This window comes from Limosilactobacillus reuteri, from assembly GCF_034259105.1.
Taxonomy (GTDB): Bacteria; Bacillota; Bacilli; order Lactobacillales; family Lactobacillaceae; genus Limosilactobacillus; species Limosilactobacillus reuteri_G.
On record NZ_CP139478.1, the window covers coordinates 1,258,536 to 1,279,637 of the forward strand.

A 21,102-nucleotide genomic window follows, 5' to 3' on the forward strand; every position below is an offset into this window, starting at 1 on the left:
TTGAGAAAACAATTGAATAAAAATGTTTTGTAATAAAAAAAGTGAGGATAGGAGCAAAAGTTTCGCACCCTGCTTCTATTCTCACATCTTAAATATTTATTTTTTTGTCTCTGGATCTTCAATAATCGGTAAAATGATTCTAAATAATGATCCAGCACCGACTGAACTTTCTAGGGTAATTGAACCATGATAACCTTCAATTAGTCGTTTGGCAATTGAAAGACCTAATCCATTACCGCCTTTCTTACGACTACGAGCCTTATCTACTCGATAGAAGCGATCAAAGACCCGTTTTACATTTTCCGGTGAGATCCCTTCACCAAAGTCCTGAATACCAATTTCAACAGTATTCATCCCTCGTGAAAGAATAATATGGATCTCTTTATGGTCATCGGTGGAATATTTGACGGCATTATCACATAAAATTACAAGCACCTGTTCAAGATGATCGCGATAAATATCAACCATGATTGGCTCTTTCAGATCGTCGTCCAAACGGAAAGTAAAATCCGGATACAACATCTTAAAGTTATTGTAGACCTGGTGAACCACATCATTAACAATCGTATGCTGATTGCGGAAGTTAATCTCCACTTGCTCTGCGCGGCTCAAATCAAGCATTTCTTGAACCAGGTTTTTCATCCGGCGGGTCTCAATTAACGTTGCTTCAATTGAGTCATCCAGCACTTTTGGATCATCCTTGCCCCATCGTTGAAGCATCTCTAAGTGTCCTTGAATAATCGCAACAGGGGTTCGGAGTTCATGACTAACATCACTAACAAATTGTGACTGCTGGTCGATATACCGCTGCATTCGATCAAGCATTTCATTAAACATTGTTATCAATTCTGCTAGTTCATCGTTACGATTGGTAGTCGGTACCCGGACATCTTTAGTAGGATCTGCACTAATCTCCTTAACTGTGTCATGAATTCCATCCAATGGGCGAAGGAGAAAGAGGGAAAGAAAGTATCCCAATATCCCACTCGCAATCACAACCAGGCAGAGAGCCAAGATACATACTAATGCCAACTGGTGATAACTTTGCATATAAGCGTCAAGGTTATTTTCAACTTGTAAGTACCCAATCAACTGCCGATTATTCTGACCATAAATTGGCATCTGCCCGACCAACACATCATGGTCAGGCCCAGCAGCAATATGAATATTGCGATTAGTCGTAAACTGTGGCTTTTTAATATAACGACCAGTACTCAAAATATTCTTTCCATCAGGATTATAAATGTTAATAACCAAGTGTCCATCACTTAATTCTTTAATTACCGGTCGTTTATATTCCTCTCCAGAAATAATATTCGACCGGTTTCTGTCTGGATCAATAAGGTGACTAACATTCTTTTTAGTTAAGGGCTTATCAACAGTACTTAATTGTGTACTAATATTGGTCATCCCTTGATTCAATAATTGTCTTTCTTGATGAAATAAATTTTGCGTAAACGCGCTAAACAATGCCATCGCAACGATACAAAAGATGATTAATGACCCTAATGCCGTTCCAGCTGCCCACTTAATTTTTAGTGAAACAAACCGTCTTTCATCTTTTTGCTTCATAATTGATCATTCCTAGGAGCGAATCACATATCCAGTACCACGAACCGTTTGGATGTAGCTCTTTTCACCAGGACGGTCGATCTTATTCCGCAAGTACCGAATATAAACATCAACAACATTGGTTTCAACCTTGGAATCATAGCCCCATACCTTACTCAAAAGGTCTTTTCGTGACATAACAACATTGATATTTTCCATTAAGATCAACAGTAATTCGTATTCCCGCTTGGTAAGGTTAATTACTTCATCGCCGCGACGAACAACCCGGTTCTCTTTTTCAATGGTAAGATCCTTGTAATTGACCGTTGTTTGATGTTCCTTATTATTACCATCTTCAATACTGATTCGCCGCAACAACGCCCGGACCCGTGCAAGGAGTTCTTCAATCGCAAACGGCTTAACAATATAATCATCTGCCCCGTGATCTAATCCAGAGACACGGTCAATAACAGAATCACGAGCAGTCATAATAATAATCGGTGTATCTTTTAATTCACGAACCCGCCGTGCCACTTCAATCCCATTTAACTCTGGGAGCATCAGGTCTAGCAAAATCACGTCAAAGTCTTGATTTAAAGCTGCTTCTAGTCCGGCACGACCATCAAGTTCAACATCTGTATCGTAGCCTTCATGCTTTAATTCAAGTTCTACAAAGTTTGCTAAATTTTCCTCATCCTCAATAATTAAAATTCGACTCATTAATAACTCACCTACTATAATAATCTTTTTTTACTTGTTATACGTATTAATAAAACACAATAATTTTATCACAATTTTTTAATAAACCCCAGTATTCTCTATACTAAAAATCTCGATTTATCAAGGAATTAGATTATATCATTTTTTACTTATAGATTCTTAGAAAATTTTAAAATAAAAAAACTATCCTAGGTCCGGCGCCTAAAGGATAGCTTTTATATTAATTAGTTGTTAGTGTTAACAACTTGCTTGCCGTCGTAGTAACCACAACTTGGGCATACCATGTGGGACTTGCGAAGTTCACCACAGTTTGGGCAAGGAGTAAGGCCAGGTACATTTAACTTGATGTGACCCCGACGCATACGCTTCTTAGTCTTTGAAGTCTTCCGTGCTGGAACAGCCATGTTTGACACCTCCTAAGAAATTAGAATTATCCACAAATGGTTTTTAACCGTCCGCTATTTTTTGTTATCCTGATCAGGAAAAAGGTTTTGCAACTTAGCGAGACGTGGATCAACTTTGTCATCTTTCTGCTGCTGGGCCTTGTAGTCATCTTCAGAGATAACACTCCAACCTTTTCCATTTGGCATTGGTTTGCCAGATTTTTCTTCGGCAGAAAGAACCCGTAGTGGTACCTGTTCAACGATATTTTCCGCTAATGCAGTATCAAAATCAATTGAATCACCCTTTTTAATAAGGAAAACAACCTCATCTTCATCCTCATAGCGGGCAAAGTGTGAACGATCATCGATATACGTCTCTGAGAACGTAAAATCGAGTGGTAATTGAACGGGTGTTAACGAGCGACTAGATGGAACGGTTAACATCGTCGTAACGTGAGCGCTAATCGTTGCATCACCATCGTCATAAGTAACGTAACCATCAACTTTAACTGGTTGAACAGCTAAAATAATATCTGGAAACAGCTTCGTTAATGATGCGTTCAGATCAAAAGTACTTTGAATATGAAGTGGTTCATCTTGGTAACGATGTAATTCAGCTAACGACCATTTCAACGTACTAACCTCCTAATGCAACATGTGCAATTATACTAGTCCCCTTATACGTTGTCAATGTTTTTTCCTTGACAACCTTTTAGAGAACCAAATCTACTTAGAATATTTTACCAAACTTTATCAAAGACGTTAATTAATAATTATCGGTGGGTGCTTCAAATCCTGCTCAATTGGCGTAAATAGTTGATATAGCTTCCCGGCACGATAATCAAGGTTAAGCAACTGATCACGCATTTCCTGATCTACTTTTGTAATCAGCGGAAGATCAAGCTGTTTTTTCACCTGATGAAGGTATTCACGTCCTTGTTTATTAAAGGCCAAGACATGAAGATAAGGATGTTTACTATGTTCATCTACTTCTTCTTGGGTAATTTGTAAGATAGTGTATAAACAAACCCGCAATAAGTGGGCATACGTATACCGTTTTGTCTTGGTAAATTTCATAAATGAATTAAAGTCAAGACTCCGCTGGGCAGCTTCCTTCATTCGATACTCTAGTCCCTCTGCCATTAAGTAAGTTGACTGAAGGGTTGAAATAGGTGCTTGAATAAGCTGATTACGTAATAAAGGATAAAGTTCTGTCCATGAAGGAATATTATTTATTGTCGCCAATATATCTCCCATCACCTGGGGGACAGCTTGCCGGTAATCGCCCTTTTCACTGATTGCCTGACGGATTGCACTCGCACTCGCAATTTTGCCTTTGATTTGCTGGTCGTGATAGTTACTCCCCTGTCGCTTGATAGGCAGCAATTCAAAATGATACCCCTGGTTAATTTTAGCTTTGGTATAAGCAAAAGCTAAAATATCATTGGGATCAATCAAGGTGACACCAGTTTGTTCCTTCAATTGTTGGTTAAATTGGGTGGCATAGGTTGCATTATACTTATTAAAACTTTCCTGGTTAAAGGCTTCTTCAGCCTTCACTAAATGCGCGAAATCCCATTCTGGATGCTCGCTCCCAAAGACAATCGAATCAACCCCAAGAGCATTTAAGAGGCTCAGAGCTCCTCCTGCAAACCGGTGTGCTGGTTGGACGGCGTAAAAAACCGGTAGTTCAATCACAAGGTCAACGCCATTCATCACTGCTGTCCTGGCTCGTGACCACTTATCAACGATTGTCGGTTCACCACGCTGGGTAAAATTACCACTCATTACCGCTACCGTTACATCTGCTCCGGAAATCTTTTTTGCTTGCTGAAGGTGGTAGCGATGCCCATTGTGAAATGGATTATATTCAACAACCATCCCTACTGCTTTCATGTGAACTCTCCTTATTTATGACACTTAAAGAACCATCGTGTTGGTTTTTCTTCTTTGATAGAAGTCGAAAAATTTGATCCCACTTCAACAGAATTAAAACCAGCTTGAGATAACATCTGCTTTAATAAAGGCAATTCATAAGCACGTTCATAATGGGTTTCTCCAACACGATCATAACGTCCATCATTATCTCGAGTGAAAAAAGCTAATTCGTGAATTACGCCATGCTCAACATCATCATCTTTGAAAGACTGCCACATGAACGCTCGCTGATGATCCTCATCCTCATAGTTGAACATATACCCCGGATAAATGACATCAGTTTGATAAGGAGAAATGACATCAAATAAAAAGACACCATTATCTTTCAAATGATCAGCAATTTCATTGAAGGTCTTTTGCACGGCCGCTGCATCGTCTAAATAACAAAAAGAGTCCGCATAACAAGTGATCGCATCATACTGCGGTAAAGCACTGAGGTCCCGCATATCAGCTTGCAAGAGATTCATACTAACTCCTGCTTCCGTGGCATGTTGATCGGCAATACTGAGCATCTCAGCAGAAAAGTCAGCAACTGTTACATCAAATCCACGAGCAGCCAGCATTACTCCTAACCGTCCACTACCGCCAGCTAAATCTAAAATGCTCTTAGTATTAGCAGGAAGGTTTTTAATTGTGAATTTTTCCCACTTCTGGTACATTTCAGGATCAAAAAGCTGGTCATATAACTGGGCAAAACTTTGATAAATCATTAATCATTAATCCAGTCGTTAATATTGACAAGGGGTGCGTCGGCCCATAATTTTTCAAGGTTATAGAATTGACGAGTTTCTTCACGGAAAACATGGACAACCACGTCACCAAGGTCAACCAATACCCATTGAGCATGATTTTTACCTTCAACGCTACCTATCTTGACATTTTCTTCATGCGCTTTTTCAACAATGGCATTGGTGATCGCCTGTACTTGACGGTCTGAGCCTCCCGTCATAATAACGAAATAATCAGCCATTGGACTAATCTCATCAACTTTAAGAGCGACGATATCTTCTGCGCGCCGACCATCGGCAGCCTTGACAACCATTTCTAATAATTGTTTACTATCCATTAATCTATCTCTCCTTCATATTGTGGAACCCATGCATTATAGGTATCTATTGTCTTTGGATATACCGGCTTTCCATTTTCAATCAAATAAGCCAGCGTATGTTTTGTTTGGTAAGCAACTCCTGCTTGAAGGTTTGCTACTGTAATTACTCGTGCCTTTTTTACACCGGCAAAGTCACGACCCGGCTCAATATAGTCAGCCATGTAAATAACCTGCTCGAGCTTCGTCATTACTGGCGCTCCAGTAGTATGGTGGCGAACTGCATTTAGGATATCTTCATCCCAAATCCCTAATTCATCCTTAATTAGCTCTGCGCCAACCACTCCATGCCAAATTGCATTACCATAATCTAAGAGCAGCGGATTAAGCCCTTTTTTCTTAATTTCGGCAATAAAATCTTCGTCAGGACGCTGTTTAGCATAATCATGACACAGGCCAGCGATACTTGCTTTTTCAATATCAACACCGTATTGAGCAGCTAACTCAATCGCTGTTTTTTCAACACGTAATACATGCTGAAATCGTTTATTCTTTAACGCCTTTTTGAGACGGTCGATAAGTTCAGACCGTGTCATTGGGATATAACTTTTATTATAAACTAATTCTTCATTCACGATATAATTGATGCTCCTCAATAAACTTGCTTACGGTATCTGGAACCATATACTTGATTGATTGGCCACGTTGCACCCGTTGTCGAATATCGGTTGAACTAAAATCAACTGTTGGGACATCTACCCAAATCACTGGATATCGTGTCTCATTCTTCGCTCCTTGACGGTGAACACCAACAAAATGGAAATGGGGTAAGCGGATTAAATCATTGATTCGATACCACTTGTCAAGGTAATCGACCATATCCCCACCAATAACAAAGTAATAATCCACATCAGGGTGCTTATCTAACAAATACTTAATAGTATCGTAAGTATAGCTGACTCCTCCCCGCTCTAACTCGGCATACTCAATCCCTAAAAAGGGGTTATCAGCAACTGCTAATTCGAGCATCTGTAACCGCAATTGCGGATCAAGCGAATCTTTATGATCAACATGGGGAGGTTTAGCATCTGGTAAAAAATCAACTCGATCAAGACAAAGGGCACGACCAACCTGATCCGCCATAAATAGGTGAGCATTGTGAATAGGATTAAATGTTCCCCCATAGAGGCCGATTCGCTTACGGTGTCCACTAACTTTAGTCTCCGGTTGTGCCTGGGTTTGCACCTTGTCTACTACACTACAGCTTTGCAAAACCGTCACTCCTACTTTTACTTAGATTTCAGCTACTCGTGATGATAATTCACGGGCATCCTTATTTGCTGAAACTTTAAATAAAACTAATACCCGACCAATAACTTGAACTACCTGAATAGAAGTTTTTTCTTCAATTAATTCGCGAACTTCATCAGTTGTAACATCTGAGTTTTGCAAAATGCTAACCTTAATTAATTCTCGACGGTCAAGTGCGCCGTCTAATTGAGCAAGCCAATTGTCCGTCAGACCATCTTTACCCACAGAAAATAGTGGTTGAAGATGGTTTGCTTGTGCTCGTAAAAATCGTTTTTGTTTTCCTCTTAATTGCATAAGTCTTTCCTTTCAAATACTAATTAAATCATTGCGCGCCGTACCAGAGCCCCGACACCTTTCGGAACCCATGCAGCAACAGTCGTTTTTGCAGGAACAGTAATCCATCCTAGACCTTCAAAGACAATATCGCTCTTTTCGGTAATGTGGAACTCATAACGTTCTAATGGTGGGAACCCATCCTTTTCATCGCTAGTCGGTGGGGTAAGCAAATCTCCTAAGTGTTTAGCATAGAAATTATCAGCATTGCTTAGCTTTGTACGGTGAATTGGTAAATTATTATCAAAGTAAGCAACCATTCCCGCACGTTCACCATGAAGATAATCAAATCGCGCAACGCCGCCTAAAAATAATGTTTGACCATCATTTAATTGGTAAGTCTTTGGTTTAATCTCTTTTTGAGGCGCCACAATCTTCAAGTCTTTTGGCGATAAGACATGGGCCATTTGTTCTTGATGGATAATTCCAGGAGTATCAACTAAAACATGCCCATCATCAAGCGGAATTTCAATCTTATCAAGAGTAGTTCCTGGGAAGCGTGAAGTAGTGATCAATTCTTTTACTCCCGTTCGTTGCTTGATAATTTGGTTTATTAACGTTGATTTTCCAACATTGGTAACACCTACAACATAAACGTCTCGATTGTGCCGGTATTTTTCAATCACATCAAGCAAGTGGTCAATCTGATGGTTCTTTTTAGCTGAAACAAGAACCGTATCAATTGGACGCAATCCGGCAATATTTGCCTGTTGACGAATCCAGTCAGTTAACTTTGGCCGCCGTAGAGAACGTGGCAATAAGTCTTCCTTATTTCCAACTAATAATACTGGATTATCACCAACAAAACGGTGTAAGCCCGGAATTAGACTTCCATTAAAGTCAAAAACATCAACAACATACACAATTAAAGCATTGGCATCCCGAATCTGATTTAATAGGCGCAAAAAGTCATCATCCGTTAATGATACCGGAGCAATTTCATTGTAGTGCCGCAAACGGAAACAACGCTGACAGTATAATTCTCCTGTCTCCTTTCCTTTCTCAAGGGCTGACTTAGGCGTGTAACCCAAGCCATTAGGATCTTCCGTTTGGATAATACTCCCACAACCTATACAACGTAATTCTTCAGTTTGTTGTTCTTGTTCAGTCATTCAAATCCTCCTGCCATTTTAAATCTGGATATTTTTTGTTTAAGCTCTTCCAAACACGGCGTTCAAAGAAGCGGTTAATACGGGTATCCCACTTATCTGTATTTAATAGTGGGCGTACTAAAATGCTTCGAATGCCCGCTTGGTTAGCCGCAGCAACATCAGTCAATAACTGGTCACCAACCATAACCACTTCATCTTTTGCTAAATTAAGTTTTTTCCGTGCACGATCAATCCCAAAACTTAAGGGCTTCAATGATCGCGAAACAAATGGAAGGTCAAGACTATTAACAGCTTTCCCAACTCGTTCCTTACTATTATTAGAAATAACAATTAGCGGAATATGGGCTTCTCGTAAAGAATCCATCCATTCCTTTAATTCTGGAGTTCCATCTGGATTGTTCCAAGCAATCAAGGTATTATCCAGGTCACTAAAAACAGCTCGCACTCCCTGCTCTTTTAATTGGGCAGGAGAAACAGAATATATTGTATTAACCATCCATGTTGGTTTAAATATCTCTAACAAAGTTGCACCTCATCAAATTTAATATTCCAATCGGTTAACCCGATTAAATGTTCTAGTATTTAATTATATCGTGTGCTTTACTCGGAAAGCAACTAAATCGAGTAGGAGATAATTGATTAGTTCAATTATCGACCTCTCACACCACCGTACGTACGGTTCCGTATACGGCGGTTCGACAACTTAATCACATTGAATTGACTGGAGCGTCTTGGACATATTCATAAGTCCGAGTTGTTCCAGTTTTCTATTAGTTAGAGAATAGCTCAAGGTCTTACTATGTGCAGTTCGCCAGTAGCCCTTTCGGGTACTAGCGAAGACATATGCATCACGCTGGGACATCCCCAACTTCTGTAAGTTAGTTACCTTAGTTTTAAACTTTTTCCATTGCTTCCAAATATACTGCCTTATTCGGACCCTCAACCACTTGTCAAGGCGTTGAATAAAGTTAGTTAGTTTCCCAATTGAGTAGTACTGAAGCCACCCACGCATTTTTCGATGAATTTCTTCAAACATTCTTGTCAGAGATATTCCACGATTACGTTTAGTTAATAACTTCAGTGCTTTCTTTACTCGTTGTTGCGATTGTTTAGCTGGACGGGCGTAGGCCCCATTGTGGTCTACACCCAACGAAAAGCCAAGAAACTTCAACCGTAGCGGGCTACCGACTTTGTTTGGTTTTATCTGGGTTCACTTTAACTTTCAAGCGCTTTTCTAGAAACTGGGTAATGCTTCGCATTACTCGTTCTCCGGCTCGTTGACTTTTAACATAGATGTTACAATCATCCGCATAGCGCACAAAGTGGTGACCACGTCTAGTCAACTCTTCGTCCAACTCATTTAGATAGATGTTCGCCAGTAGTGGTGACAATGGCCCTCCTTGTGGGGTTCCTTTTTCACTCTTAGCGAAAAGCCCATGGTCTAAGACTCCGCTAGTTAGAAACTTACGAATGAGTCTTAGTGTCCATGGGTCATCAATATATTGTTGGAGATACTTAATCATCAAATCATGATTAACGTTATCAAAATAGGCTTTTAGGTCTAAGTCGACAACTCTTCGATAACCTTGATTATAAAGATCTACTACTTTTGAAATAGCGTCATGGGCCCCACGGTGGGGACGGAAGCCAAAGCTATTATCAGAGAAAATACGCTCAAAGATAGGCGTAAGAATTTGGGCTACAGCTTGTTGAACCATTCGGTCCACCACCGTTGGTATTCCAAGTCTTCTTACTCCACCATTAGGCTTCGGAATTTCTACCCGTTTGACTGGAGCTGGTTTATACTTGCCCTCACGCAAACTAGCGATCAGTTCCGTCTTATTTTCTCTGAGATATGGCAGAAGGTCATTGACTGTCATATCGTCAACGCCTGCTGCTCCTTTATTTCTCTTAACTCGCAAATAAGCCTGATTAAGGTTATTGCGATCCAAGACCAGGTCTTGGATAGTGACACTCATACCTTTACCTTCACCATAACCGGTACTACGCGCCCTTGTGTACTTTCGGTTTTCCAAACCTATCCTCGACAAGCGGTCAGCTTGTTGTTCTGTTTTCTGCGATTGTCGCACCTGATTACACCTCCGATATAAGTTACAAGTTATTGTCGTTCAGTCCTTCATCTGATTATTCAAACTACTATGACCTCGGCTGACTTCTGGCTTACTCAACACTGCATCACTGCACCGCTTGTTTCTGTGGAAATTAAACTTATTCCTCTTGTCGGAAACGTGTAGGCCAGATCTCCCCGGGTAAGAATATTAGCTTTCGTACCATGTCATCGTTAGCTTTACTGAGACCAACTTCGAGTAGTATTGGACTTCAACTTGTCTAGCAGCCTTATCCAGTTAATTCCAGCCTTATAGCTACTTCTTGTTCATCGATGCAGTACTTTGCCTTAGACTTCCTTCAGATTCCACCTCACGGTGGACACCCTTGTCCTCAGCTCATGGTTCCGACTACTACGGCCCATAGCGGACTTTCACCACCTAGCTAATACCCATGCCGGGCGCACTAAAAAAAGCCGCTTATCATGCATACGCATCATAAGCGACCGAAGATTATTTAGGCTTAGTTAAGAGCTTTCTTAGCTTCGTCAACGAGTGCCTTAAATGCATCTGCATCGTTAACAGCTAAATCAGCTAACATCTTACGGTTAATGTCAATGTTAGCAACCTTTAAGCCGTGCATTAACTTGCTGTAACTAATGTCGTTCATACGTGCAGCAGCGTTAATCCGAGCAATCCAAAGTTCACGGAACTTACGCTTGTTGACCTTACGATCACGGAAAGCGTAAGTGTAACTCTTCATTACTTGGTCTTTAGCAGTCTTGAAAAGACGGTGCTTTGAACCACGGTAACCCTTTGCTAACTTCATAATGCGCTTGCGACGTGCACGCGTAACAGTTCCACCTTTAACTCGCATGTTGAAATCCTCCTACGTATATTAAATAGTTATTTTTGTGAAGTTTACTTAAATGGTAATAACTTCTTGTAACGCTTTACGTTGGTCTTGTCCATCATGCTCAAACCACGTAATTGACGACGTTGCTTCTTAGTCTTACCGTGGAAACGGTGACTAGTGAATGAGTTTCCACTCTTGAATCCACCATTAGCTGTACGCTTGAAACGCTTGGCAGCAGCACGGTTACTCTTCATCTTTGGCATAACTAATTCCTACCTTCTTAAATTAATTCTTTGCTTTATCAGCAGCCGGAGCAAGAGTTAAGAAAATACTCCGCCCTTCCATCTTCGGACGTTGAACAACAGTAGCGATGTCTGAAGTTTCTTCAGCCATTCGTTCAATCATGTCACGACCGATATCCTTATGGGTAATAGCACGACCACGGAACCGTAATGAAATCCGTACCTTATCGCCCTTTTCAATGAACTTACGAACACGCTTTAACTTAACATTAAAGTCATTAGTATCAATTGATGGACTAAGGCGAATTTCTTTAACCGTTATCGTCTTTTGCTTCTTACGAGCTTCACGCTCTTTCTTTTGCATCTCGAAACGGTACTTCCCGTAATCCATAATGCGGGCAACAGCTGGGCGTGCCTTTGGTGCAACTAATACTAGATCTAAGTTAGCTTCTTCAGCTAATTGTAGCGCTTCACGCTTAGACTTAATGCCCAATTGTTCACCATCTTGACCGATTAACCGCACTTCCCGTGCACGAATACCGTTATTGACAATCATATCTTGTGCTATGGCAACGCACCTCCAATTTTTTTAGCGAAAGATCAAGCAAAAAAGCGAGGTATAAAAGTACCCCGCTTCATAACAACGACCTTATCATAGTGGTCGATTATCATTCATCTCGTCAGCCCGGCGATCAATATCACCTAGGCGAGAAGCGGGTGCTTCTGCTTTTTCTTTCAACGTTTATTAGCTTACTAAATTCAAAGTTTAATGTCAAGAACTTTATCCCTTATCACGCAAATTCTTTCCTTCCATTTCAATCTCACGTGATAAGTACTTGATTCTTTCCATAATGCGAGCCGCTTTGAGGGGCTCATTATCGCCTTGCGAATTGATAGCAAGGTGGTTATTTTGCAACTCATCCATTGAAAAATTAGAACTAAAGAAAGTTGGTAATTCTTCTTGCATCCGATATTCTAAAATTACTCCTAAAATATCATCTCTTACCCATGTTGTCATTGCACCGGCCCCAACATCATCAAGCATTAAAATCGGCGCCCGTTTAATAGCATCCAATTTTTCGCCAGTATTATTTTGCTTAATTGAATTCCGCATTTCAACAGCAAAACTAGGGAAATGAACCATCGTTGTTGCAACTCCCTTACTCTTAGCGAGTTCATTAGCGATTGCTCCAAGGAGGTATGTTTTTCCGACTCCGAATTTTCCATATAGGTAAAGTCCTGGTTGAAAATTATCTTTTTGGTAATTATCTGTAAAGTCCATGGCTGCTTGAATTGCCTTTGTGCGTGTATCAGTTTGGGTATCTTCATTTAAATAATAATCATCATATGACGCATTTTTAATGAACTTAGGCATATTAATCGAGTTAACTAGTCGTTGAATATAACGTTGTCGTTGGCGTTCTAATAACTGTTTAGTTGGAACGTAGGTTACGTCAATTTGGCCTGCACTGATAACCAATTGCGGAGAATATCCAGGGGCAACAGTTGGCACGCCTTTTTCAATTAATTGCTTTTCATGAAAAAACTCATAAAGCTTTGATTGTCCCCGTTTAATTGCTTCTTTACTAAGACGGTCACGATTTTCGTTTAAGAATGCTTGAACATCTTTATCCGCATAAACTTGCTTCATCGTTTGTTGGATATTGTTTGCGATATTTTGACCGCGCATTAACTCTTGTAAAGTTTTGTTTAGTGACTGCATGCTGCCACCTCCTTTAGCTGCTACTTCTTCTTACGATTAGCGATCCGTTCACGCAGTTTGGCAATTTCTTGTGAGGAAGCCTTTTTCATCAACTCACTCGTGTCTTTCTTGCTCCATGCTGGCATCGGTTCCTTAATCGTTTTGCGCCACTTATTTTTCTTTGGCGTCTTTGTTTCCTTTTTCTTTTCTTGCGACTGCTTGTTAAAAGTCTTTAATTGGACAATGGCTTGCTCCCCATTAATTACGCCATGTTGGAGCCAGTTATTGGCAATTGCATCGACAAAATTAGCTGTCAAAGTAGAATTCCCCCGGTCACTAATCACATACCAAGTTAAGATATTAATGGCATCTTGGGTAAGTTTTTCTTGCGCTACTAAACCTGTCAGAATATGACGTTCACCTGAAGTTACGTAGCCACCCGTTTGACCTTTAAGAACCTGAAGAAATTCGACTGGGGAGTAATCCTTAGCTGTCGCCAATAACTCCTGATCTTTACTAGTCAGTTCACTATTTCTATTTGTCACCGGCGCTTCTTTTTCCGCTACTTTTGTCGTTGAAGAATAGACAATATTATAGGCAGACGCAACAATTTGCTTAAATTTTTTCGGATTGAAATGATTGGTTTGCAGATCAATCGACCGCAAAACCAATGTCTTCATCGTTGGCGCATCAATCCCATATAATTGATGTTCTAATAATATTAGGTCTCGATTATTTTCAAGGTCTGCACTGACAATCGGCTGATTAGCCAGCAAGTGAATGAGGGTTGACCAATCAAAGTCATCGCTCATCCCCGCAGTTAACTGGGGTTGCTTTTCTACTGGTGCCTGTTTTCGCGCCGTTAAAATCGCTTGTGGTGTTTCAGTAATTGACTGCGAGTTAATATGAAATTCTTCAAAAAAGTTGTGACTCACATTAGTTAGTGAAGTGTTAGAAGAAGCAAGCTTGTATTGCCGACTTTGCTTAGTCAAACGTTCAAACGCATCTTCTCCTACTTCCTCTAAAAGTAAAATACTCAGCAAGTTATCAGCTAAAAATTTTTCTGGAGTAAGGGTCGGCTGCAATTCATAAACGTATACGTCCCCGATCTCATCGTGCTGGAAATAAGTTTGCACTAAGCCAACTGCCTCTAAACGATGAAGAGCCTCCAGTACTTGTCGGCCCCCAGCATTTACCTGGGCTAACAGGTCACTTTGCAAGGTCCGGTTAGCAATCGTAGGATTAGGCAGCAAGCGCGCTTTTAACGCATAAAAAAAGCTAAACGCAACTGGTCCTAAAATTGGCTGATAAAATGTTGCAAAAGTCTGGTCATTAAAACTAATAAATGCAGTGCTGGCCGTAACAACATAACCGGCTTGCGGGTCAAAAGCTGCTGCAGTCATTTTACAGCCCTCCTAAGTTATTTTTTATGTTCTGCCTTCATCATGGTTTCAAGTTCGCTCATAAAGGCATCAACGTCCTTAAATTGGCGGTAAACACTTGCAAACCGAATATAAGCAATCTCATCGACGCCTTTTAATTCGTTCATCACAAATTTACCAATAATTTGACTGGAGACTTCGCTTTCACCAATACTCCGGATTTGTTTTTCCACTTTATCTGCAATCTTGGTCAATCGCTCCATACTAACCGGTCGTTTTTCTGCCGAGCGCACAATCCCATTGAGGATCTTTTGGCGACTGAATTCTTGGCGCGTGCCATCTTTTTTAATTACTAGTAGTGGCGTTTCCTCGTACCGTTCAAAGGTTGTAAAACGAAAGCCACAATGAATGCACTCACGACGACGACGAATAAAGCTTCCGTCTTCGCTTGGCCGACTATCGACAACCCGTGATCCATTTTTGTGACAATGTGGACAGCGCAATGTGTCCCCCTCCTTTATAGTATAAGTGCTTTATTTTACCACATTTTACTCTGCTTTTAGCTGATTTATTAGGGATGCGACTCGTTTTTGCAGGGCAGCCTGGTCACCATTATTATTTATTTTAAAATCCGCCCGCGCTTCTTTATCTGATAATGGCATTTGGGCAGCAATTCGCGCTTGCACTTCCTCTTTAGAACAATGATCACGAGCCATTAACCGCTTAAGCTGCGTTTGTGGATCAGTATAAACAACTACCACATAATCACAATCTTCATCATAATGTTGCTCGAATAATAATGGTACATCTAACACCACGAGCGGAATACCCTGTTTTTTTAAAGTATTAACCTGCGCAAAGATAGCATCGTAAATTAATGGCTGAAGAATCTCATTGAGTTTTTTCAACGCTTCTTTATCATTAAAGACAATTTTTGCTAAGGCTTGCCGATTGAGCTCCCCAGTTGGCAAAAGTACTTTCGGACCAAATACTTTGACAATCCGTGTTAACCCAACCGAGTCTGGTGTCTGGACTTGCCGCGCTACTTGGTCAGCATTAATCACCGGAATCCCAGCCTGGCGCAAAATAGTGCTTACCGTTGTCTTGCCGGTTGCGATTCCACCTGTTAATCCAACTATTTTTGTCATTTCTTATTCCTTCAATACTTGACAGTGTGGACAAAGTGTCGTTCCACGTTCAGCAACCTTAATTTTAACCATTTTCGTGCCACAACGCGGACATTCATCCCCCGCATGACCATAAGCTTTTAAGCAATCTTGGAAAGCGCCGGCATCACCAAATGCATTCGTAAAACTATGCACAGTGGTTCCCTTGTACTTAATCGCTGTCGCCAATTCTTTGATAATATTTTTCCGTAATTCAGTAATCTGGCTAGCCGTTAAAGTATTGGCTGGTTGCTCCGGATTTATCCCCGTCATCCATAGTACCTCATCAACGTAAATGTTACCCAGACCGGCGACATGACGCTGATTAAGCAAGAATGGCTTAATCTTTCCCCGACTCTTTTTTAATTCAGCTGTAAAGTATGGCAACGTAAAGGCGTCTTCTGTCGGTTCAGGGCCAATCGTCTTCAATCCGCCGACATTCATCTCATCACCGGTTTTTACCAGTGTCATCCGCCCAAATTTACGGGTATCTTGATAACATAATTCCGTGCCGTCCGTAAATTCAAAGACAACATGGGTATGTTTATCAATTGGTCCGCCAATCGGTTGGTTGTAATATTTTCCTTCCATGCGAAGGTGTGAAATCATCGTCAAATCATTAGTAAAACGAAAAAGAAGATATTTCCCTCGCCGATCAACATTTTCAATCGTCTGTCCAATCAACGCCTGCCGAAAATCTTCAACGTCATTGGTAATCGTTTTACCATAATAAACATCGATCGCGTTAATTTTACGCTTAGCGGCAATCTTCAGCAAACCGCGGCGAACAGTTTCAACTTCTGGTAATTCAGGCATTTAATTCCTCCGATCTATTTTTTAAGGTCATACCAGGTATCCCCATACTTACTATCTACTTTAAGCGGCACATCCAACTTAACGGCCGAATCCATTACTTTTGGCACCAATTCCGATAGAACCGGGATTTCTTCCTTTGGAGCCTCAAAGACTAATTCATCATGAATCTGCAAGAGCATTTTTGCCTTTAGATGGCGTTTCTCAAGTTCATCTTGCATCCGGATCATCGCAATCTTAATGATATCAGCAGCGCTCCCCTGAATTGGCGTATTCATTGCAGTCCGCTCTGCAAATGATCGCTTGCTAAAACTTTTGGCATGAATATCTGGTAAGTAACGACGACGGTGAGTAATCGTCTCAACATAACCATTTTCTTTAGCAAACGCAATTGTGTCATTGATGTATTTCTTTACACCGGGGAATTCATGGAAATAATTTTGAATAAATTCATGAGCTTCTGCACGACTAACATGAATCCGTTGTGCCAGTCCGTAATCACTAATCCCGTAAACAATTCCAAAATTAACTGCTTTTGCCCGACGCCGCATATTACGGTCAATCTCGGCATCAGGGGCTAGATGGAAAATTCGGCGAGCTGTACTAGCATGAATATCTTCACCATTCTTAAAGTCTTCCTGAAGGTTCTTGTCACCAGTGATGTGAGCAAGAACCCGTAATTCAACTTGCGAATAATCTGAAGAGAAGATTTGCCAACCTTCATGACTAGGAACAAATGCCTTTCTGATTAAGCGCCCTTCCGGCAACCGTACTGGAATATTTTGCAGGTTAGGATCAACAGAAGACAAGCGACCAGTTTGCGTTAATGTCTGTAAGTAGCGCGTATGGATCTTCTGGTCATTTGAATGGATAACTTTCAGCAAACCAGTGATATAGGTAGATTGAAGCTTAGCAATTTGACGATATTCCAAAATTTGCTCAACAATCGGTGACTTATCAGCTAACTTCTCCAGCACATCAACTGCAGTGGAATAGCCGGTCTTGGTCTTTTTGATCACTGGTAATTTCAATTTTTCAAACAGAATATGGCCTAGTTGCTTAGTAGAGTTAATGTTAAATTCCTCGCCAGCTTCTTGATAGATCTGACTTTCAATTTCTGATAGCCGTTCAGTTAATTTACTACCCATATCTTTCAAAGTTTGTGCATCTACATGGACACCCGCAATTTCCATTTTTGCAAGAACCCGGGTTAGCGGTAATTCAATATCAGTATATAGTGGCGTTTGCTTATTTTCGTCTAATTTGGCAAAAAAATCCTTGCGCAGCTGTTCAATTGCCCGCGCCTTCGTAGCCAGGTGACTAAAGAAGGTCTTATCATCATCAGGCACAGCGCGCTTAGCACCTTTACCATAAACTTCCTCATCTGTTCGGACATCATCGTAACCGTGTTCCTGAGCTACTTGTCCCAGGTCGTTACTATTATCATTAGTATTTAGAAGGTAAGATGCCAAAAGTAGATCAAAATTAATGTTTTCAAGCGGAATACCGAGGCGATGAAGCCCAACGATTTGTGCCTTGGCATTAAAGACATTCTTCTTAACACTATCACTCTGGAGTAAATCCTTGAGAGGCGCCTCTTTAAGCAGGTCCACATCTCGACTCGTAAACCAGTGTCCTTCATTGCCGATCACAAAACCAGCGAATGGTGACGTGTGGTAATTTTCTTCTGGCATTTCAAGGTAAAAACTTACTTCACCCGTTAATTGTCCTAGTTCATCTAAGTTATCTTTAGTTAAAACTGTGTAGTCAATTGGAGCAATCTCAGCTTCGTCTTCCTCTCCAGCCCCATCGATATCCATCTTTTTCAAGAAAGATTTAAAGCCCATCTCTTTGTAAAACTTAATCAAGTCATCCGTTTGTGGGCCCTGATATTGCAGATCATCTAAACCAATCTTGATCGGAGCATCCCGAAGAATTGTTGCTAATGTCTTACATTGGCGAGCAACCTCTTCATCCTCAATCAAATGTTCTTTCATCTTACTCTTTTTGAGGTCATCGATATGGTCATAAAGCTCTTCAACTGAACCAAACTGTTTTACAAGCTTGATTGCAGTCTTTTCCCCGATTTTAGTTACACCAGGATAATTATCGGAAGAATCACCCATCAGTGCCTTCATATCAATTATTTGGCGCGGCGTAATTCCTAATTTTTCTTCGACATGCGCTGGCGTGTAGTGCTCCGTATCAGTAACTCCTTTGTGGGTAACAGCAACGGTCGTATTCTCACTTGCTAACTGGGTAAGGTCTCGATCTCCAGTTACGATCAACGTCTTGTAGCCAGCATCATCCGCTTGCTTAGCCAAAGTACCGATAATATCATCAGCTTCATAGTTAGCTAATTCATAACTATGTAATCCAGAGTCTTTGATCAATTCGCACAGATAAGGGATCTGCTCGGTCAATTCATTAGGCGTCTTGTTTCGACCACCCTTATAGTCATCATACATCTTCGTCCGGAAGGTTACTTTTCCTGCATCAAAGGCTACTAAAGCCGCATCCGGTTTAAAGTTTTGCAACACATGGTCAAGCATCAACTTAAAGCCATAAATTGCAGCTGTATGCAAGCCGTCCTTATTTGTAAATTTGTCCATTTGATTATGCATAGCAAAAAATGCCCGGAAAACAATACTATTTCCGTCAATTAACAATAATTGTTTTGTCATTTAATTCCCGCCCTTCTATCGCTAATAGTAATTGTACCAGAGAATATAGTAATGGTTTAGTTTCTTGACCAAAGATTTAAGCTATAATTAAAATGAAAAAACATTAGATGTGAGATGAAATTCATGGATAAACTCATTAACTATCAAAAGCCTGCAGAAGCACGTCTTTTTGCCCTGCTCCTCACTTTTAGCGGTGGCTTCATCGATGCTTTTACATATATCAAATGTGGGCGCACAATGGCAGCAGCCTAAACTGGCAACATTATTTTTCTTAGTGCCGCTTTAGCAAACCATAATTTTCTCGGCGTCGTTGATCGGCTTGACTCATTGATTGCATTTATTCTTGGATTAGCAATGGTCAGCATCCTGCATGCCCATTTAAGAACTGATTATTGGCGAGTAGTTTGTCTATTGCCGATTTTATTAGTAGGAGCAATTATCGGTTTTCTCCCCGATAGCTTCCCTGACTATTTGATGGTACCAGCTGTTTCATTTGGGCTTGCAATGCAAAGTGCCGCTTTTAGCAAAATCGAGGGGCTCGGCTATAACAGTGTCTTTACAAGCGGCAGTGTCAAAAAAGCTGCGGTTGCCTGGAGCGAATATTATTTTCATCATGATCGCTCGCAACGATCAGCTGCCTTTAGTTATTTAATGATCGTGATCTGTTTTACGCTCGGCGCGATCATTTCTGCGCAGTTGCTTCCCTTTTTCCGAATGAAAACTATCTGGATTGCCACTTTTTTGATTCTCGTAACTGATAGTTCTTATTACTTAACTAAAAGAAAAAACGTTAATAAGTAGTTTTTTAAAATAGTAAGAGGCTGAGAAAAATTTTTGTTTTCAACAGCCTCTTACTATTTTGCAATATAATAACAAGATAACGTGCAAAACAATCACAAGGCTCGAGTCTAAGTACGAACGATAATCAGCCCGTGCCGTGCTAATCATCGTCCTAGCTTAGCCCATCGCCTTGTCGAGAAGGTTGTTTCACACTCACTTTTAATTAATTTCGGTCACTCATTCCAAAAATTTGAAGAAGTGAGATAAAGAGATTTACAAAGTCTAAGTACAATTGAAGGGCACCTAGAACAGCTAAACCATTTGTTGATACTTCGCCACCATAGTTGATGTAGATCTGCTTCATCTTTTGTGCATCCCAAGCTGTTAAAACAGTAAAGATAATAACAGCGATAAAGGAGAAGATGTAAGCAATGGCCGGACTTTGTAAGAACATGTTGATAAGGTAAGCAATCATTAAAGCAATCAAGGCAGCCATCGCGTGAGCACCAAACTTGCTTAAGTCGCGCTTAGTAATGGTCCCATACAAAGCCATCGTGACAAAAACAGCCGCGGATGATACGAAAGCTGAGGCAATGCTTGCTCCCGAATAAACACCAGCAATAATTGCAAACTCGACACCATAGATTATTGCCGTCAGCATCAGCATAACAAATGCCCCAACTGGGTTCCGGGTAGCACTAAAGCTTACCCCCATTGACAAAGCAATCGGTAGCAATAAGATAACCCAAACCATTCCAGGGTGAGCACTAAAGAAACCGAAAACCGCACTCCGGAATACCCCCATGGTCAAGTAAGCACTAAATGCAGAAACAAGAACTGCCAGCGTCATATTTCCATACATTCGGGTCAAGAAACTATTCAAACCAGCTGCGTCAGTAACAACCCGACGCCCTGGCTCTTGAGAAAAGTTATTCATCAAGACTCCCTCTTTCTATTTAATTTGACTTTATTTGACTAATTATAAAAATGGTAGCAGAGGCCACCATTTCATTCAAGT

At 40.7% G+C, this 21,102-nt stretch carries 22 protein-coding genes, 2 pseudogenes and 1 other annotated feature; of the genes and pseudogenes, 1 reads left to right on the forward strand and 23 read right to left on the reverse strand.

Features of this window, described 5'->3' with window-relative positions; genetic code table 11:
• Positions 1 to 96 precede the first annotated feature (96 nt).
• The 22 genes and pseudogenes from SH603_RS07075 to polA all read right to left on the reverse strand — a co-directional run bounded on the left by SH603_RS07075 (position 97) and on the right by polA (position 19,304).
• Positions 97 to 1,572 carry a HAMP domain-containing histidine kinase gene (locus SH603_RS07075; RefSeq protein ID WP_321533721.1) on the reverse strand — a complete coding sequence of 492 codons (1,476 nt, stop codon included), beginning with the start codon at positions 1,570 to 1,572 and terminating at the stop codon, positions 97 to 99.
• A gap of 12 nt (positions 1,573 to 1,584) precedes the next feature.
• The gene (locus tag SH603_RS07080) at positions 1,585 to 2,271 is read right to left on the reverse strand and encodes a response regulator transcription factor (protein WP_003664091.1); all 687 of its coding nucleotides are present in this window, start codon (positions 2,269 to 2,271) and stop codon (positions 1,585 to 1,587) included.
• A gap of 224 nt (positions 2,272 to 2,495) precedes the next feature.
• Positions 2,496 to 2,675, reverse strand: a complete 180-nt coding sequence (rpmF, locus tag SH603_RS07085) for a 50S ribosomal protein L32 (protein WP_003664092.1) — start codon at positions 2,673 to 2,675, stop codon at positions 2,496 to 2,498.
• 54 nt (positions 2,676 to 2,729) lie between these two features.
• Positions 2,730 to 3,287 carry a DUF177 domain-containing protein gene (locus tag SH603_RS07090; protein ID WP_321533722.1) on the reverse strand — a complete coding sequence of 186 codons (558 nt, stop codon included), beginning with the start codon at positions 3,285 to 3,287 and terminating at the stop codon, positions 2,730 to 2,732.
• A 129-nt stretch (positions 3,288 to 3,416) separates the two neighbouring features.
• A complete protein-coding gene (locus SH603_RS07095; protein ID WP_152744352.1) occupies positions 3,417 to 4,550 on the reverse strand; it encodes a nucleotidyltransferase in 1,134 nt (377 codons plus the stop codon).
• 11 nt (positions 4,551 to 4,561) lie between these two features.
• Positions 4,562 to 5,302: a class I SAM-dependent DNA methyltransferase gene (locus tag SH603_RS07100; protein ID WP_169473606.1), complete on the reverse strand. Its 741-nt coding sequence runs from the start codon at positions 5,300 to 5,302 to the stop codon at positions 4,562 to 4,564.
• Positions 5,302 to 5,658, reverse strand: a complete 357-nt coding sequence (gene rsfS / locus SH603_RS07105; RefSeq protein ID WP_003670865.1) for a ribosome silencing factor — start codon at positions 5,656 to 5,658, stop codon at positions 5,302 to 5,304. Before rsfS ends, SH603_RS07100 begins: the two co-directional genes overlap by 1 nt.
• Positions 5,658 to 6,272 carry a bis(5'-nucleosyl)-tetraphosphatase (symmetrical) YqeK gene (gene yqeK, locus SH603_RS07110; protein WP_321533723.1) on the reverse strand — a complete coding sequence of 205 codons (615 nt, stop codon included), beginning with the start codon at positions 6,270 to 6,272 and terminating at the stop codon, positions 5,658 to 5,660. The genes rsfS and yqeK overlap by 1 nt, the downstream gene beginning before the upstream one ends.
• The gene (locus SH603_RS07115) at positions 6,265 to 6,918 is read right to left on the reverse strand and encodes a nicotinate-nucleotide adenylyltransferase (protein ID WP_405083608.1); all 654 of its coding nucleotides are present in this window, start codon (positions 6,916 to 6,918) and stop codon (positions 6,265 to 6,267) included. The genes yqeK and SH603_RS07115 overlap by 8 nt, the downstream gene beginning before the upstream one ends.
• A 12-nt stretch (positions 6,919 to 6,930) precedes the next feature.
• Positions 6,931 to 7,242, reverse strand: coding sequence for a ribosome assembly RNA-binding protein YhbY (gene yhbY, locus SH603_RS07120; protein WP_003664099.1), 312 nt, complete (start codon positions 7,240 to 7,242; stop codon positions 6,931 to 6,933).
• 23 nt (positions 7,243 to 7,265) lie between these two features.
• Positions 7,266 to 8,393, reverse strand: coding sequence for a ribosome biogenesis GTPase YqeH (yqeH, locus tag SH603_RS07125; RefSeq protein WP_019253098.1), 1,128 nt, complete (start codon positions 8,391 to 8,393; stop codon positions 7,266 to 7,268).
• A complete protein-coding gene (locus tag SH603_RS07130; RefSeq protein ID WP_065533117.1) occupies positions 8,386 to 8,916 on the reverse strand; it encodes a YqeG family HAD IIIA-type phosphatase in 531 nt (176 codons plus the stop codon). The genes yqeH and SH603_RS07130 overlap by 8 nt, the downstream gene beginning before the upstream one ends.
• Before the next feature lie 180 nt (positions 8,917 to 9,096).
• Positions 9,097 to 10,483 (reverse strand): annotated as a pseudogene (gene ltrA, locus SH603_RS07135) (group II intron reverse transcriptase/maturase).
• 499 nt (positions 10,484 to 10,982) lie between these two features.
• Entirely contained in the window at positions 10,983 to 11,336 is a 354-nt protein-coding gene (gene rplT / locus SH603_RS07140; protein ID WP_003664105.1) for a 50S ribosomal protein L20, read from the reverse strand.
• A 44-nt stretch (positions 11,337 to 11,380) separates the two neighbouring features.
• On the reverse strand, positions 11,381 to 11,578 hold the full coding sequence (gene rpmI / locus SH603_RS07145; protein ID WP_003664106.1) for a 50S ribosomal protein L35: 198 nt from the start codon (positions 11,576 to 11,578) through the stop codon (positions 11,381 to 11,383).
• A gap of 22 nt (positions 11,579 to 11,600) precedes the next feature.
• Entirely contained in the window at positions 11,601 to 12,113 is a 513-nt protein-coding gene (gene infC, locus SH603_RS07150; protein WP_003664107.1) for a translation initiation factor IF-3, read from the reverse strand.
• A 41-nt stretch (positions 12,114 to 12,154) separates the two neighbouring features.
• Positions 12,155 to 12,292: a sequence feature (ribosomal protein L20 leader region), on the reverse strand.
• Positions 12,293 to 12,338: 46 nt separating this feature from the next.
• Positions 12,339 to 13,280: a primosomal protein DnaI gene (gene dnaI, locus SH603_RS07155; RefSeq protein ID WP_169470872.1), complete on the reverse strand. Its 942-nt coding sequence runs from the start codon at positions 13,278 to 13,280 to the stop codon at positions 12,339 to 12,341.
• Between the two features lie 20 nt (positions 13,281 to 13,300).
• The gene (locus SH603_RS07160; protein ID WP_169473115.1) at positions 13,301 to 14,662 is read right to left on the reverse strand and encodes a replication initiation and membrane attachment family protein; all 1,362 of its coding nucleotides are present in this window, start codon (positions 14,660 to 14,662) and stop codon (positions 13,301 to 13,303) included.
• 17 nt (positions 14,663 to 14,679) lie between these two features.
• Positions 14,680 to 15,144, reverse strand: a complete 465-nt coding sequence (gene nrdR, locus SH603_RS07165) for a transcriptional regulator NrdR (protein WP_003668489.1) — start codon at positions 15,142 to 15,144, stop codon at positions 14,680 to 14,682.
• A gap of 45 nt (positions 15,145 to 15,189) precedes the next feature.
• The gene (gene coaE / locus SH603_RS07170) at positions 15,190 to 15,789 is read right to left on the reverse strand and encodes a dephospho-CoA kinase (protein ID WP_321533724.1); all 600 of its coding nucleotides are present in this window, start codon (positions 15,787 to 15,789) and stop codon (positions 15,190 to 15,192) included.
• Positions 15,790 to 15,792: 3 nt separating this feature from the next.
• On the reverse strand, positions 15,793 to 16,623 hold the full coding sequence (mutM, locus tag SH603_RS07175; protein WP_169473114.1) for a bifunctional DNA-formamidopyrimidine glycosylase/DNA-(apurinic or apyrimidinic site) lyase: 831 nt from the start codon (positions 16,621 to 16,623) through the stop codon (positions 15,793 to 15,795).
• 14 nt (positions 16,624 to 16,637) lie between these two features.
• The gene (gene polA, locus SH603_RS07180; protein WP_169473113.1) at positions 16,638 to 19,304 is read right to left on the reverse strand and encodes a DNA polymerase I; all 2,667 of its coding nucleotides are present in this window, start codon (positions 19,302 to 19,304) and stop codon (positions 16,638 to 16,640) included.
• 123 nt (positions 19,305 to 19,427) lie between these two features.
• Between polA and SH603_RS07185 the strand changes: the two are divergent.
• A pseudogene (locus tag SH603_RS07185) lies at positions 19,428 to 20,105 on the forward strand (YoaK family protein).
• 202 nt (positions 20,106 to 20,307) lie between these two features.
• Here the strand turns inward: SH603_RS07185 and SH603_RS07190 are convergent.
• A complete protein-coding gene (locus SH603_RS07190) occupies positions 20,308 to 21,021 on the reverse strand; it encodes a Bax inhibitor-1 family protein (protein WP_003668494.1) in 714 nt (237 codons plus the stop codon).
• Positions 21,022 to 21,102: the final 81 nt, after the last annotated feature.